This window comes from Xenorhabdus budapestensis (genome assembly GCF_017743015.1).
Lineage (GTDB): Bacteria > Pseudomonadota > Gammaproteobacteria > Enterobacterales > Enterobacteriaceae > Xenorhabdus > Xenorhabdus budapestensis.
On the sequence record NZ_CP072455.1, the window covers coordinates 4,350,910 to 4,366,413 of the forward strand.

General features: G+C 43.5%; 13 protein-coding genes and 1 pseudogene. 8 read left to right on the top strand and 6 right to left on the bottom strand.

The window, feature by feature from the left end:
* Positions 1–57 precede the first annotated feature (57 nt).
* Together HGO23_RS19415 and fdhD are read left to right on the top strand one after the other, a co-directional pair.
* Positions 58–2,148 (top strand): plasmid pRiA4b ORF-3 family protein, encoded by a 2,091-nt coding sequence (locus HGO23_RS19415; protein ID WP_244967850.1) that lies wholly within the window; start codon positions 58–60, stop codon positions 2,146–2,148.
* 162 nt (positions 2,149–2,310) lie between these two features.
* Positions 2,311–3,141: a formate dehydrogenase accessory sulfurtransferase FdhD gene (fdhD, locus tag HGO23_RS19420; protein ID WP_209027542.1), complete on the top strand. Its 831-nt coding sequence runs from the start codon at positions 2,311–2,313 to the stop codon at positions 3,139–3,141.
* Positions 3,142–3,228: 87 nt separating this feature from the next.
* Here the strand turns inward: fdhD and HGO23_RS19425 are convergent, their stop codons facing one another.
* The gene (locus tag HGO23_RS19425) at positions 3,229–3,390 is read right to left on the bottom strand and encodes a hypothetical protein (protein WP_209027543.1); all 162 of its coding nucleotides are present in this window, start codon (positions 3,388–3,390) and stop codon (positions 3,229–3,231) included.
* 533 nt (positions 3,391–3,923) lie between these two features.
* On the opposite strand from HGO23_RS19425, the gene HGO23_RS19430 reads away from it, so the two are divergent.
* From HGO23_RS19430 to HGO23_RS19455, 6 genes and pseudogenes are all read left to right on the top strand, one after another.
* Entirely contained in the window at positions 3,924–4,661 is a 738-nt protein-coding gene (locus tag HGO23_RS19430) for a Slam-dependent surface lipoprotein (protein ID WP_209027544.1), read from the top strand.
* Between the two features lie 93 nt (positions 4,662–4,754).
* Positions 4,755–6,230, top strand: a complete 1,476-nt coding sequence (locus tag HGO23_RS19435) for a surface lipoprotein assembly modifier (RefSeq protein WP_099136783.1) — start codon at positions 4,755–4,757, stop codon at positions 6,228–6,230.
* 60 nt (positions 6,231–6,290) lie between these two features.
* The gene (locus HGO23_RS19440) at positions 6,291–9,242 is read left to right on the top strand and encodes a TonB-dependent receptor domain-containing protein (protein ID WP_209027545.1); all 2,952 of its coding nucleotides are present in this window, start codon (positions 6,291–6,293) and stop codon (positions 9,240–9,242) included.
* Between the two features lie 8 nt (positions 9,243–9,250).
* Positions 9,251–10,066, top strand: a complete 816-nt coding sequence (locus HGO23_RS19445; RefSeq protein ID WP_209027546.1) for an energy transducer TonB — start codon at positions 9,251–9,253, stop codon at positions 10,064–10,066.
* Positions 10,067–10,265: 199 nt separating this feature from the next.
* Positions 10,266–10,493: pseudogene (locus tag HGO23_RS19880) on the top strand (type II toxin-antitoxin system RelE/ParE family toxin); the annotation flags it as partial.
* A gap of 14 nt (positions 10,494–10,507) precedes the next feature.
* The gene (locus HGO23_RS19455) at positions 10,508–10,837 is read left to right on the top strand and encodes a HigA family addiction module antitoxin (protein ID WP_244967851.1); all 330 of its coding nucleotides are present in this window, start codon (positions 10,508–10,510) and stop codon (positions 10,835–10,837) included.
* Between the two features lie 146 nt (positions 10,838–10,983).
* Here the strand turns inward: HGO23_RS19455 and mnmE are convergent, their stop codons facing one another.
* From mnmE to rpmH, 5 genes are all read right to left on the bottom strand, one after another.
* Complete coding sequence (mnmE, locus tag HGO23_RS19460) at positions 10,984–12,348, bottom strand: tRNA uridine-5-carboxymethylaminomethyl(34) synthesis GTPase MnmE (RefSeq protein ID WP_209027547.1); 1,365 nt, start codon at positions 12,346–12,348, stop codon at positions 10,984–10,986.
* A gap of 92 nt (positions 12,349–12,440) precedes the next feature.
* Entirely contained in the window at positions 12,441–14,072 is a 1,632-nt protein-coding gene (gene yidC / locus HGO23_RS19465; RefSeq protein WP_209027548.1) for a membrane protein insertase YidC, read from the bottom strand.
* A 2-nt stretch (positions 14,073–14,074) separates the two neighbouring features.
* On the bottom strand, positions 14,075–14,335 hold the full coding sequence (gene yidD, locus HGO23_RS19470; protein ID WP_099136768.1) for a membrane protein insertion efficiency factor YidD: 261 nt from the start codon (positions 14,333–14,335) through the stop codon (positions 14,075–14,077).
* On the bottom strand, positions 14,299–14,658 hold the full coding sequence (gene rnpA / locus HGO23_RS19475; RefSeq protein WP_099136767.1) for a ribonuclease P protein component: 360 nt from the start codon (positions 14,656–14,658) through the stop codon (positions 14,299–14,301). Before rnpA ends, yidD begins: the two co-directional genes overlap by 37 nt.
* A gap of 17 nt (positions 14,659–14,675) precedes the next feature.
* Entirely contained in the window at positions 14,676–14,816 is a 141-nt protein-coding gene (gene rpmH / locus HGO23_RS19480) for a 50S ribosomal protein L34 (RefSeq protein WP_038267117.1), read from the bottom strand.
* Between the last annotated feature and the right edge of the window lie 688 nt (positions 14,817–15,504).

Consider the following 15,504-nt stretch of genomic DNA (forward strand, 5'->3'; position numbering starts at 1 on the left):
GGACAGTACAATCATGATTATTCTTATTGATTAATATATTGAAAATAGAAGAGATTGATGATGAAACTAACACCTGAAAAATTATTCTCCGCGATAGAAGAATATGCCCTCCAGCCTGAGAAACAACGGCATTTAACCCCACGACAAGTACAGTGGTTTGCCAATCCAGAGAATGTCTTTTTGATGATCACTACGGCATTAACTCTACCTAAGGAAACTATGGATGATATAGGAGACAGCGTTCAAGATTGGATTGAAGTTGCCATCTCAGAGCTCGCGTTAATAGCTGTCAATTCACCTAAGGAAGTCAAACAACAATTTGAACAAGCTATTGAGCTAATTCTAAATTATGCTAAAGAAAACTTCGAACTGCATAGTGAGAACGTATTGTTATGTTCTTCAATCTTGAAGAGATACCAGTTTCACATCAAAACTGACATCGCTCATCTGCTGGATATTATAAAGCATACCGATAACACAAATGTGGCTTCTTTTCCCCAAAAGCCCCCCAAATTAAAACAACTGATTCATGAGCTTAGTCTTCAATCCGGTATCGAATTCATTGAATTTTTCGAAGATGGTTTTTCTGTTGCGCCTCTTGAAGTGTTACACCATTTACTTTCGGAAGTGATTCAGTATTCATGGGGCATTGATGCACTACTTTTGCTGACTCAATACTTTGAGGAACCAATAGCGCTTACCAGTGCACAGGTGCTGGATCAATGTCCTTCTTCTGCTTGGAAAAATTTATCCTACTTGCAGCTTATAAACCTGTGTGCTCGCTTCAACCGCCATCCTTCAATTAAACACTATATGAAGCGATGGAAAAAACGCGCACTGACACACCATAAAGCACGGACGACAGCAGAAATATACGAACTATATGCCACCCACGTTGATGGCAATGATTGTGCCAGTATGATGATGAAAGCCATACTGGATGGTCAGGAATACCAGATAAGTATGATGCTGGATTTTAAATCTGGTATCCGGGAAACCTTATTGGATACCGCCCCTGACCAAACACTCAGTGAGTTAATAGCACAATTAAGCACCGATACCAATGTTGAATTTACGCTTGTTTCTCCAGACTGGCTGCAACAAGTGCTACCATGGATCTTTTCCGTTCAGCAAACGACAAACACGCCTCTCGACCTTTATTCACTTTATTGGTTGTCACAATTGCCTATCGACTGGACTCAACCAGAAGAGTTTGATCTTGAGCGATGGAGCCAGAAATTGGGTTATGAGATAAACCCGAAGCGGCAAGAGCAGAGTCGCCTCGGTTACTTCAGCCTCGGCCAAGCTGTTCAATCAGCGCTCATGATGAGTTGGCTGGCACCAGAAGAATGTATATTGAAAGCGAAAAAGCCCAGAGACTTGTTGAAACTCTACTATTATGCAAACAAGAACGTGTTTACCGGGCGTCTGACTTACTCCGCCGCTGTCGAGAGATATAAGCTACCACCAGAAGAGAAACGCTTGACGAATGAATATCTGGATTTGGCTCATGCACTCCACGATCCCGCGATAAACCGTAAGAGATTTGGTTTATTTGATACCCTGTCTGAATTCAGTTTTCAGATCTTTACCATGGATCTGGACGACCTCTCGGCTTCAGTCCCACCGCAAGGGCTGGTTATCAAAATCAGCTTACTGGAAGCAAGCCCTGCTGTCTGGCGTCGGGTTCATATCAGTAACCAGATGACGCTGAATGAATTTCATGATGTGATACAAAATGTCATGGGATGGGAAAATATGCACCTGTTTCGTTTTGATCTTGGGGGAATAGAAATCCCGGAAGAAAATTATGACCAAGTATGTATTGGTTTATTCTTACGTGATATTGGCGATGAGCTCAACTACCAGTATGACTTTGGAGATGACTGGCTCCATCTGGTGACAGTAGAGAAGGTACTTGAAAAAGATATCCTTCAGCCTAGGGTTACCACAGGTAACGGGGTATGCCCGACTGAAGATTCTGGCGGTGTTTGGGAATGGAATTATTTACTCAAGTTGAGAAAGAGAAAAATCCTGACCGAAGACGATGCAGAGCATTTGGAGTATATCGGCTTGTCTCCAAGTGAGTCACTTGAACCTTTTGATAAACAAGAAGCGAATCGTAGACTCAGAAAACTATTCGAATAATTTTTTATTCGAATTCGAATAAAGAGCTGTTCAAGCAATAAAGTCAGTAAGACCAGAGAAGAAAATAGTCTCTGGTATTTTTACTGACAGCTCAAACGCCGGATTGAGCCGACGATATTCAGTCAACAGCATCATAAATTAATCCGATGGAGAATGAAGCAGATGGATAACGCAAGGTCAGGAAACCACTTAATCATTGATAAGATTTGCGGTACTTCCCGTATCTATGTACAACAAAAAAATCATCTGAGCAGCCCCGCACAGGATTGGGTGGCAGAAGAAGTCCCCATTGCCTTAGTTTACAACGGCATTTCTCATGTTGTGATGATGGCAAGTCCGAAAGATCTCGAACATTTCGCAATCGGCTTCTCATTATCGGAAGGGTTCATCATTTCTCCACAGGAAATTCGTGGTATTGATTCAGTCATCAGTTGTCACGGCGGCATTGAATTACATATCGAACTTTCCAGTCGCCGTTTTGCTGAATTGAAAGAGCGCCGTCGCAGTATGGCAGGCAGAACGGGTTGCGGTATTTGTGGCACTGAACAGCTATCTGAAATATTTCGCCCAATCACTCCCCTGTCCTTTACACAAAATTTCTCATTAAGCTGTCTGGATCAGGCGCTTTCACAATTACCCCGTCTGCAAGATATCGGCGCAATAACGGGTTGTACCCATGCTGCTGGTTGGGTTGACGCAGAAGGATATTTACTGGGTGGATGCGAAGACGTTGGTCGCCATGTTGCATTGGATAAGTTACTGGGAATGCGATCAAAAACAGGCTGGCAGCAAGGGGCAGTTTTGGTTTCCAGCCGGGCCAGTTACGAAATGGTGCAAAAATCCGCCAATTGTGGCGTGGAAATATTGTTTGCAGTTTCTGCCGCTACTTCACTTGCAATCGAAGTAGCGGAAAAATGTAACCTGACACTGGTAGGTTTCTGTAAGCCGGGACGAGCAACAGTATACACACACCCTCAACGGTTAAAAGATTAATCAAGGCTATGAAACACCCATCCCTTGCAACCCCGCTTCACGAGCGGTTTGTTTCACACTATCAATTAATAAAGCCGGAACATCATGTCAACGGAATTCAGGATCAACGGTAACAGACAAAGCTGACAACATATTTGCTTGCCTTTTCCCCTTAGCCTCTGCCCCCTTACGCAATACTGCATCCCAACCATCATCGGGTAATTGATTTAAGGAAGTTTGCTCCCACAGAAAAGGAATCGAATTCAACAATCCAATCAAGCGCTCATGTCGCCCCCTGTTTCAGGATGGCGCATTTTTGAAAATGACTAAAATGAAGAACCCCGCTGCAAGCAGCCGGGTATCGAAAACCATTAGTTTACGCCGCAAGCGGTGGGGAATTAGACCCTAAGAGATTAAACAGATATTAGATTGATAAATATAAAGATATTCTTAATGGAATTCGAGTTATACTCACGTAAAAAAGAGCTTCTCCGAGTATAAGTAACTATTTCACTACATAAAATTAGATTATTAATACCACAATAATATAAAGTAATTAAGTTTACTAACCTCACATTTTTGACAAAAAGAAAATTGTTCCCCATCTATCAAAAAAAAATAAAAATTAAATAAATTTATCACGTTACATAAAAATCACCTTTAGCCACTCCACAACACAAAAACAAACAATAATTATTATCATTTACATTACCATATGAAAGGTGTAATTTTCTTTGCGCAATAAATCAGTTCGTTTTTCATGATGGGGTAAAAAGGACCCCCTGATCCAAACGAGGATAATAATGAGAAAGATTAAAGTATTAGTCGCTGCTATAGGCGTATTAGGATTTATGGCGCAGGCTCAGGCAGCAGTAGGATTTGGTCAGAGTCAAGTAAGTACACCATCATATATTAAGGTTGGCAAAACTAAGGCGGGTTCAGGTCCACATGGTGGTAGTGGTGGAGAACCGGGTATAGGTGTCAGTTCTGTCTACGGTGGTCAAATCATTGGGTTTGCTGGTCTGACCCGTATGGCTCCAGCCGATAATAATGGCATTCATAATATCTCAATGGTGGGTGCTCCGGGTACACACAGTGGTATGGGTGTATTCCATTTCAGCAAAGTTGCCAATGCGGATGTTTACTTTGGTGAATGGTCGTCTGGTCAGGAAAGTGATAATTCCCATACAGTTTATTACGCTGGCAAGGATATCACTACCAACATTCCAACCGATGGTACAGCGACTTATTCAGTGACAGGCCTTAACCAATACGACGGTAATAATGCCCTAACAGGTACATTTACTGCAGATTTTGGTGAAAGAACACTGGTTGGTTCGATGTCAAATACTGCAATGACAATAAATATTGATGCCGATATCTATGCCGATGCTAAGTTTGAGGGCGACGCTAACATTGGCAACCTTGCCGGGACAACAGAAGGTCACTTCTTTGGCGATAATGCATCCAGTCTGGCTGGATATGCCAAATTTGACGGTGACAGCACCAAAGATACCGCCTTCGGTGGTACTAAACAGTAATTGTTAATTCTTCAGAGAACAGTGCCCTAAATGGGTACCGTTCTCTGTTTTTATTTTTTCTAGTAGCATGAACTTTGTGATCTGGTTTCCCCAATGTTTGACAATAGAAAAACGCCAATATTATTAACAGCATTGATAGCCTTATGCTTTTCTTTATCCACTTATGCTGATGAAGATACCTCACGTAAAATCTGGCAAGAGGCACAACATAATCAACAGGAAAAAGAAACCAATCTGATTACCCCTGACCCCATTTTTACCGAGGACAACGCTTCATCTATTGTCATTAATGGGCAAACATTTCAGGTAGAAAATAATCTAAATGATATCGGTCAGACTCTCTATCTTGCCGTCAATCATCGACAATGGTCAGATGTAAGTCGTTTTCTCGCAGCTTACCAAAAATTATCAGGGCATGATGTTATGTTGATAAATTTTGCCCAGGGTGGGCTGGCACGTTTTGAAGGTGATTTGGATCTTGCTGCTTATCATTATCAACAAATCCTGAACCAACAACCCGATTTTCCTCGCATCAAACTAGAATTAGCTCGTGTTTATTTTGAAGATCATAAAAACCGGGAAGCCGAAGACCTGTTCTCAGAATTGAGTGAACCGCAACAGTTACCAGAAGCGGTTTTAAAGAACATTAACAGTTACCTGAAAGCCATAAAACTGAGAAATGGTTGGCGTGGCTCATTCTCTGCCGGTTATGCCTATAACGATAACGTCAATATGTCTCCTGATCAGGAAAGCTTCTCTCAGCATTATGACCCAAAGAATAACCGATTCTTTCAAGGTCAAGTCCCCAGAGCTATCAAGGCGTGGGGTATGTCTTATGATGCTACATTAAACCGGCGCTACCAGCTTATCGGCCATCACGGTATTTTTGGGCGTGGCCTGATTTACGGCGAAAACTATCGTGACTACCACGATGAGAACGAAAACACTTTCCAGCTAATCGGTGGCTACAATTATAAAAACAGGAACCACAATATCTCTTTTGGCCCTGTGTTTGAATATAAGCAGCGTGCTGGTGATACCTTTTATCGCGCCACAGGTCTCAAAACTGAGTGGAGATGGGGAATTACCTCCCAAACAGCTCTTAATATTGAACTTGAGCACAAACAATTGCGCCATCAGCAACATTACCGCAGGAAAGATGGTGAACTCACCTCTTCTTACCTCACTTTATCCCACGCCATCAACAAAGAATTTATCCTGTTTGGCGGCGGTGACTGGGTTTACCGAGATAACGATCTGCATCCCGCAGACCGTTATCAACAATGGGGTGGACGTGCCGGGATTGCCGGTCAAATCTACCCCGGTATCAATGGCTCACTGTTTGCCACACTGCGGGATCGGCGTTTTGGCGCTTACAGCCCGATGCTTAGGGCCAGACGTCAGGATACGGAGCAAATTTACACTGCTGTTATCAAAATTCCTGCCGCTGAAATATTGGGCATGACTCCCTCTGTGACTTTCCGCCACCGACGCAATCACAGCAATGTGGATTGGCTGTACAGCTTTAACAAAAACGAAGTGCTAATCAGGCTGGAAAAATATTTTTAAGCAAAATCTGATGATTTTCATTGGCGCGATGATAATTGATAAATGAGACGAGGGATATCAATGGTATATCGAATTAAAACCCGGCTTACCCCCATCACAGTAGCTCTGTCACTGACATTTTCACTGGCAGCACCACCTCTGTTTGCTGAATCCAAACCTGCCACCACTGCCCCAAACGGCAAGACTGATTTAGGTAAGATTCGGGTTACAGATAACAGTAATAAAGATGAAGCCGGTTATGATGCGGTCTATGACAAAGATATCTCTAATATTTATATCGGCAAAAAGCAGATAGAACGCTACAAAGGTGCATCTCCTGCCGATGTAATTAAAGGTGCCGCGGGTGTATACAGCGGTGATACCCGCAATAGTGGTGCCTTAGATATCAATATCCGTGGCGTTCAAGGGCAAGGGCGTGTTCCCGTCACTATTGATGGAACGGAACAGGCCATTACCGTTGGGCGTGGTTACAACGGTGCCAATAACCGCAACTATATTGACCCTAACTTAATCAGCAGTATTGAAATCGAAAAAGGCCCCTCCCTGAATCGTAAAGTCAAAGGATCTATCGGTGGTGCAGTCGCTATCAAGACACTAAATATTGATGATGTGGTGCCGGAAGGTGAAACATTTGGCATCAATACCAAACTGGAAACCAGCAGTAACTCAGTCAGGGAACGAATTCCTTCTTTGTCACTAGGGCAAGATTACCGTGATATTCCCAACTTTACCTACAAAGATGCTGAAACTGATCCTGTCTTGAAAATCACGCCACATTCGTCAAAAGACAGCAGGCTGTTTGGATTCAAAGACAATGCGTTCCGCATCGCCGTGGGCACAAAGCAAGAGTATTTTGACCTAATGCTGGCTTATGCTTACCGCCGTCAGGGGAACTATTTTGCCGGTAAAGGTGGTGCCCATCGTTATGATGAAGCCGTTACAGAAGCTGATAAAAAACTGATGACTGAACCAAAAACAAGTTTAGATCCTTATTTGCCCTTTGCTGCCCGCATCTACCGCCTCGGTAATGAAGTTCCTAATACTTCCAGTGAGATGCAATCTGTGTTAATTAAAAACACCTGGCACTTCACCGATGATCAAGCACTACAACTCGGTTTTCGCAATACTCGCATGGATTTTGGCGATATTATGCCTTCAAGACTGGCAATGGTACTTGCTGAAGATAATGTGGTTCCTCAATGGCCGCTGGCCAATGTCCGTCAACAAGCGGCCAACCTGACTTATAAATGGCACCCTGCTGAAAATCCCTATATCGATTTCGATATGAACTTGTGGACAACCCGTACGACAAGTAATACCAATACCGCAGGTGGATATCCCCGTAGCCCGGTTAGCCGGGATTATAAATGGGAACAAGAGCGCGACAAAAAGACTCCCAATATTGATGGCACACTGATAAATACAGCTGTCACCAATTCCCAAAATAATCGCTGGGGCGTGGATATTTCTAATAAATTTGAATTAACCCATAATCTGGACTTGACCCTGATGGGAAATTTCCAACGCGAACACCTGGATTCCAATGATGAATATAATCCCCAAAATATGTATTTTTTCCAGTCACCGGCAAGAAAAGGACAGCGCCAAGAAGTCAATCTCGCCTTTAACTTTGATTGGCGTCCTGCTTCATGGCTGGCATTAAGCGCTGGTGCTAAACGTGTTTCCTATTGGTCCAAAGATGATTTTCTCAATGAACGTCGTGCCGCGAGAGATGGACGTTATAAAAAAGTGGGTGATACCATTGGGCATGAGATGAGTTATTGGCGAACACCAACGACAGAAGAATCGGAATATTTTAAGAAAAAGCAGAATAACGATTATTATTCCAAACTCAACAGAAAAGAAAAAAAAGAGTTACGTAATAAAGTAAAAAAAATTAAATCCAGAATTGATCGCCATGAGCAGATGCGTTGGATGGTTCAAGAAAAATTCACTTGGGAATATGATTCCAGTAATGGTCAGCTTAAAAAGAACCAAAACCCCTATTTCAACGGTCAACTTGATATGAATGAGAGAATCATCGATCCAATAAGTGGCAAAGAAGTTTATAAATATGAATATGGTATGAAAGTCGATGCAAATAGTGTATCTGGCTCTGATGCTACCGATCCCTGGGAACCGGCTCCAAAACGTAAGGATCATGCATGGGCCCCGACATTTTCTGCTACGGCCTATATCACCGACAATTTCCGAATCTATACCCGTTATGCTGAAGCAGTAAGAATGCCGAGTATTTTTGAAGATACTGTCGGTTTTTCAGCCGTTAAAGAAAATTACACAGGCCTAAACTTCAAACCAGAACGAGCCAAAACCACAGAAGTGGGCTTCGTTTATGATTTCAGCCAATTAGTTAATGCTGAACGCAATGCCGATATCAAACTCTCCTATTACAACACCGTCATTGAAAATGTGTTCGACCGGGATAATACCTATCGTTTCTCCCAATTGGATAAACAAAAACTGGCTGGTCTGGAATTACAAGCGCGTTACGACAACGGTAGCGTCTTTACCGATATTGGCTTGGTCTACAATATGAGAAACAAGGTATGTGACAATAACTCAGTCGCAAGAATGGACTCCCAGAATCGTTACGGTATCTCTGAATGTATTGATGGCGGTTTTCCGGGGGGTTATTTGCGTACTTCCATTCAACCGAAATATTCAGCTAATCTGAATATCGGCGGACGTCTATTTGATGAAAAACTGGAACTGGGCAGCCGGATGCTCTACCACAGCGGAGCAGAAAACAAAGATGAAAAATGGCTGATGGATATCTTACCCAATGAATACAAAGGGCAATCTAACAACCCAATGCGCTGGAATCCGGTATTCACTGTTGATGCTTATGTTAGCTATCAGATCACCCCTACCATATCAATGGAGCTGACTGGTACTAACTTAACCAACCGCTATTATCTTGATCCGTTGACCCGCTCAATGATACCGGCACCGGGCAGAACCTTTAAACTCAGTCTTACCAGCCAATTTTAGAGAACTATATGATCAATACAGCCATATCGGACAATTCTGTTAACTATGTTCCGTTGACGCTCAATAAACGCTTTCTGGTTGGTATCCTGATTGCTGTTTTAGTGCATACCAGTCTGATATGGCTGTTAAACCGACATACAGATTCTTACGATGATAGTGCTCACTATCTCAACCAAAATTTGCCTGAGAAAGAATTTTCGATCACTATGATAGCGGCTTCAACATGGATGGAGGAACCGGAACCTGTTGAATTATCTCAGCCACTGCCAACTGCTCCTGAATCACCAACAACGCCAGCAATTACACTAGATAAAGAGGTACAAACAGAAAAAAAGATCGAGAAGCCTGTCGAGCCAGTCAAAACTCAAAAGCTGAAAAAGCAGCGGAAAGAAAAATCAAAAGAAAATGTAGAAAAACAATCTGTTCAACCCGCTCAGAAACAGCACCTAAAAGAGCTGGAAACCAATGGCATTGAGCAGATCAATTCACAAGGCGGCATGAGCAGAGCGACAACTTCACAACCAGTGATGGGTCAAGGTAATAGTGAATCGGATAATTACCGCACAAAACTCAGACAGGAAATTGAACGCCATAAACGTTATCCCCGCAAAGCAAAACGAATGAGACAGGAAGGTACAGTTACCGTCAATTTTATGCTGCAAGATGATGGTTCCATCACCACAGCCAGAGTCACTCAATCCTCCGGTTACAGTGCAATGGATAATGAGGCTTTAAAAGCCCTCGGTCTTGCTAAATCCGTTGGCCCGAAACCTGCAAATCTGGCAGCAGATATAACACTGAAAATTAGCTTTGAGTTGAATTGACAAATAAAAAACCCTCCTGAGTTTAATATGTCCAAAGGGTTAAAGGGTAAAGTTGCACTAGTCACGTTCCTTGCGAGTGATAGTGCTGTTTATATTACCGGGCAATCAATTATTACAAGAAAATAAGTCAATCCTTCCAAATAACTTTTTCAATATCTGATTAACATGTTACACAGCTTCATGTCTTGGTTCCAAAAAGATACCCAGTACAATTGAAGGAGTTCTTTTCAGGAAACTCCAGATTCTGGATGCCGCAACTCAGGAGTCAGATCTGAGGATCCCGCCAGGAAACCGTTTTGAGCACCTTCAGGGTAATCTTTCGGGATGGTGTTCCATCCGAGTGAATAAACAATACTGACTTATTTTTCAGTGGATTGGTGGGACTGCCCAAAATACTTATCTAGATCCTCATACGTACAAGGGTTAACGGAGGTTAAGATTATGAGGAATACAAAACGTCGTCCGGTAACGGTTGGCCAAATGCTGGTAACCGAATTCCTGGAGCCGATGAATATCGAGATCAGCGAACTGGCTGAAGCTATGGGAGTTCACAGAAATACCCTGAGCCGAATTGTACACGATAAGGGAAATTTGACTGCATCTATGGCGATTAAACTTGCAGTAGCGCTAGGTAACACCCCTGAGTTTTGGTTGAACATTCAACATGCCGTAGAGCTATGGGATGTACGTCACAAGGCTTACGAGCAGGAGGCAAAGAATGTCAAACAGGTTAGGCCACACTTAGAACATAGTGAAGTTGCATTCAGATAAAGAACCTACTGGTTTTACTCTCATTGTGCTCCGAAAAACTAAAATCGGAGCACAATGGAGCAGAATCCTTTCCCCCCAGCCAATAAAATTTTTCAAATCAACCTATTAATTTGAAGTAGCTTTATGTTGTTGGGGCTTTCAGAATATTACTTCCCAATACAAAAACTCGAAAAAATCCGTCCAAGCAGATCATCGGAAGTAAATTCTCCCGTGATTTCACTCAATGCCTGTTGTGCCAAACGCAGTTCTTCCGCCAACAATTCCCCTGAACGGGCAAATACCAATTGTTGATGACCTTCCTGCAAATGTTCTGCTGTGGTATTCAGTGCCTGTAAATGACGGCGACGGGCAAGGAAGCCGCCTTCAATATTACTGTTGAAGCCCATGGTTTCTTTTAGATGATCGCGCAGCAAATCAATCCCTTTACCTTCACGGGCAGAAAGGCGGATCAATGAATGACCATTGCCCTCTGATACACCGATTTTTTCCCCGGTCATATCTGTTTTGTTACGAATAACCGTAATAGGCAGAGATGCAGGTAGTTTAGCCATAAATTCCGGCCAGATTTGTGCAGGTTCGATAGCATCGGTTGTCGTACTGTCCACCATAAACAGCACTCTGTCGGCTTGTTCGATTTCTTGCCACGCACGTTCGATACCAATGCGCTCCACTTCATCACTGGCTTCACGCAAACCTGCGGTATCAATCACATGCAGCGGCATACCATCAATATGGATATGCTCGCGCAAAACATCACGTGTTGTACCCGCAATATCGGTGACAATCGCAGCTTCACGACCAGCCAACGCATTTAGCAAGCTGGATTTACCCGCATTCGGGCGACCTGCGATCACCACGTTCATTCCTTCACGCAAAAGACTACCTTGACGTGCTTGTAAACGAACATGTTCAAGTTCTGCAATCACTTCATCCAACTTGGCTTCTATCTTGCCATCGGAAAGAAAATCAATTTCTTCATCAGGAAAATCAATCGCCGCTTCAACGTAGATGCGCAGATTAGTCAGCGCTTCTACCATTTGATGAACCTGTCTGGAGAATGCTCCTTGCAAGGAATTCATTGCAGAACGGGCAGCCTGCTCCGAGCTGGCATCAATCAGATCCGCAATTGCCTCAGCCTGAGCTAAGTCAAGTTTCTCATTCAGAAATGCGCGCTCAGAAAACTCCCCCGGATTCGCGATACGCACACCGGAAATTGCCAGAATACGTTTCAACAGCAAATCAAGAATAACCGGCCCGCCGTGCCCTTGGAGCTCCAGCACATCTTCACCAGTAAACGAGTTAGGACCTGGGAAATAAAGAGCAATACCTTGATCTAATACAGAACCATCCAGATCACAGAACGGCAGGTAATCGGCATAACGGGGCTTCGGGAGTTTTCCCAATACCACCTCAGCAACTTCCGCAGCTTTGGGGCCAGAAATACGCAGAATGCCTACACCGCCTCGTCCCGGAGGAGTGGCCTGAGCGACTATCGTATCGGTGGTATTCATGAAATTCTCTCTTTTACCAATTTTCTGAAATAGCAAAGGCGGCCAATGACCGCCCTCTATATATTTTTTTAAAAAATCTATTTTTAAAAGACTTATTTTTTAGAAAGGTCTGCTTTCTTTTCGCGAGTATGTAAACCGCGTTTTTCCAGACTGCGGAAAATAACCTGCTGCTGGATAATAGTAACCAGGTTACTGACGATGTAGTACAGCACCAGACCTGACGGGAACCACAGGAAGAAGATAGTAAACACGACAGGCATGTAAGTCATGATCTTCTGCTGCATTGGGTCAGTCACGGTAGTTGGTGACAGTTTCTGGATCACAAACATAGTCACACCCATCAGCAATGGCAGGATGTAGTACGGGTCTTGCGCAGACAAGTCCTTAATCCAGCCCATAAATGGTGCATGACGCAATTCAACAGATCCCATCAGCATGTAATACAATGCCAGGAAGATTGGCATCTGAATCAACAGAGGCAGACAGCCACCCAATGGATTTACTTTCTCTGTTTTATACAACGCCATCATTTCCTGACTCATGCGCTGACGGTCATCACCGTAACGCTCACGCATCGCAGTGATTTTCGGCTGCAACAGACGCATTTTCGCCATAGAGGTATATTGCGCCTTAGTCAGCGGATACATGATACCGCGCACGATAAAGGTAATGGCAATAATGGAGAAGCCCCAGTTACCAATGAACTCATGCAGGAATTTCAGTAGTTTGAACAGAGGCTGGGAAATAAACCACAACCAACCGTAATCAACAGTCAGATCCAGATGTGGAGCAACCGCTGCCATTTTGTCCTGAATTTCAGGGCCAACCCACAGGGTAGAGGAGATATTCTGCTTACTGTTTGGTGCAATATCAATGGTTTCACCTTTGTACCCGATAATCGCCATTTTCTGGTTTTTCAGGTCAATGGTATAGAAATTACTGGTTTTACCTTCTCCCGGAACCCAGGCTGTAGCGAAATACTGCTGGAGCATCGCTACCCAGCCGCCTTTTGTGGTTACGGAAAGCGGTTTACTTTCAATTTCATCAAATTTGTATTTTTCGTATTTTGCTTCATCAGAAGAATAAGCAGCACCACGATAGGTATGCAGAGCAAAGTTACTGCTGCTGGTATCGCGATGTTTCGGCAGGTTAACGCTCTGCTTCAACTGACCAAAAAACGCCATCTGCAACGGTTTATCGGTCACGTTATCAATGCTGTAATCAACAGAAACAGCATAGTTACCACGTTTCAACACAAAAGTTTTAACATATACAACACCATCTGGTGCGGTATAAGTCATCGGAATACGCAACTCATTCTGACCATCAGCCAAAACATAACTATTCTGAGTGGTAGTATAGAGAGGACGCTCAGCTTGATTATCTGGGCCATTAATGCCAGTTAATCCACTTTGAGCCTGATAAGTGAACTCTGGGGTCGTTTCCAACAGTTTAAACGGCGTTTGGGAACCAAGAGTATCAGGATAGGCCAGCAGGTCAGCCTCTTCAATATCACCACCATGGGTATTAATGTGCAACGTAAGCACATCCGTTTTCACGGTGATCAGTTTGCCTTGCCCATTGCTTGCTTCGCTACTCAGCGTATTTGCTTGTTGCGTGATCTGCGTCGCCGGTTGTGGGTTCTGGTCCTTCTCCCACGCCTGCCAGACCAAGAACGAAACAAACAGCAAAGCGATGAGAAGAAGATTGCGTTGCGAATCCATCGTTAATGTTCTCTGTTATCTTCGTTTTTTCTAGGTGGGACAGGATCATCACCACCTTCGTGTAAAGGGTGGCATTTTAATACGCGTTTCACCGTTAACCAACTGCCTTTTATCATTCCAAACCTGCGTAATGCCTCAATGCCATATTGGGAACAAGTAGGGTTGAAACGACAACGAGGCCCCAGTAGTGGACTAATCACTAACTGATAACCTCTGATTAAAGTAATCAAGAGGCGCGAGCCAACCGACTGTGACGACGCCATAATTTGCCTAACGTTTCCGTTAGCTCACGATTATCAAGCTCAGCGACCCCTTTCCTCACCAAAATCACAAAATCCATGGAAGGTAATTTATGTTGGTTTAAACGAAAACTTTCACGAGCCAATCGCTTAATACGATTACGCTCATGGGCGCGTTTAACATTTTTTTTGGCGACGGTTAGACCGATGCGGGGATGCCCCAGCTCATTAAGGCGTCCAAGGATGGTTATCTCTGCGGAACTTGCCCGTTGTGGCTGCTGGAAAACATAAGTGAAATGCTCGGGAGTTAACAAACGTAACTCCCTCGGAAAAGCGAGCTTAACCACTTGGATGGTTAGCTTTATTACTTAGAAACAGTCAGACGAGCACGGCCTTTCGCACGACGGCGAGCCAGAACCTGACGACCATTTTTAGTGGCCATACGAGCGCGGAAGCCGTGAGTACGGTTACGCTTCAGTACGGATGGTTGAAAAGTGCGTTTCATAGCGATTTCTACCTAACTTAAAATTTGTAACTGATTCAGCAAATGCGTTGGCGACCAGTGAGAAATAAGTAGACACCGATGCCTCAATTGCAACATCAATATATAGAAAGAGGCAGGATTGTAATAAAATGTACTACCCTTAGTCAATCCAAGATGACGCGAGCCTGACCGCGTTTCAATCGGTGTCAGGCTTGTTGCTACCCAATATTTTGCTATCTAAAGTGTTAACCCTGACTTCTACCAGCCATAGCCGGAAAAAATCGTTCGGCATTACACACAGGGTGCAAGATTATACGGACTGTGTAATAAAGCGCAAGGATCCAACACGGATCCTAAGATTTGAATAATAATTATACTGCTGTTTTCCCTTTGAATTTTAAACGATAGCTAAATGGAATTTGCTATATACCATGATTACACTACAGTATCTTCTATGGGCTTTATATTCTACGAGTACCAAAGCGTGGTGATCTCCCTGTGGATAAAAAGCGTCAAAGCTGTGTAAAAGAATGAGGATTTATGTCGTCTTTTGCGTTATGATCATTGGTCACGATTCCGATCTCGCTGTACGGATCGTTGGGAGAGCGATGAAATTAAAAGTCGCCACAAGGTACTAAGGTACTAAGGTACTGCGAGCTTTCTCATCGGTAGACGTTCTTATCGGTAACATTCTTATTGATAAATAGTA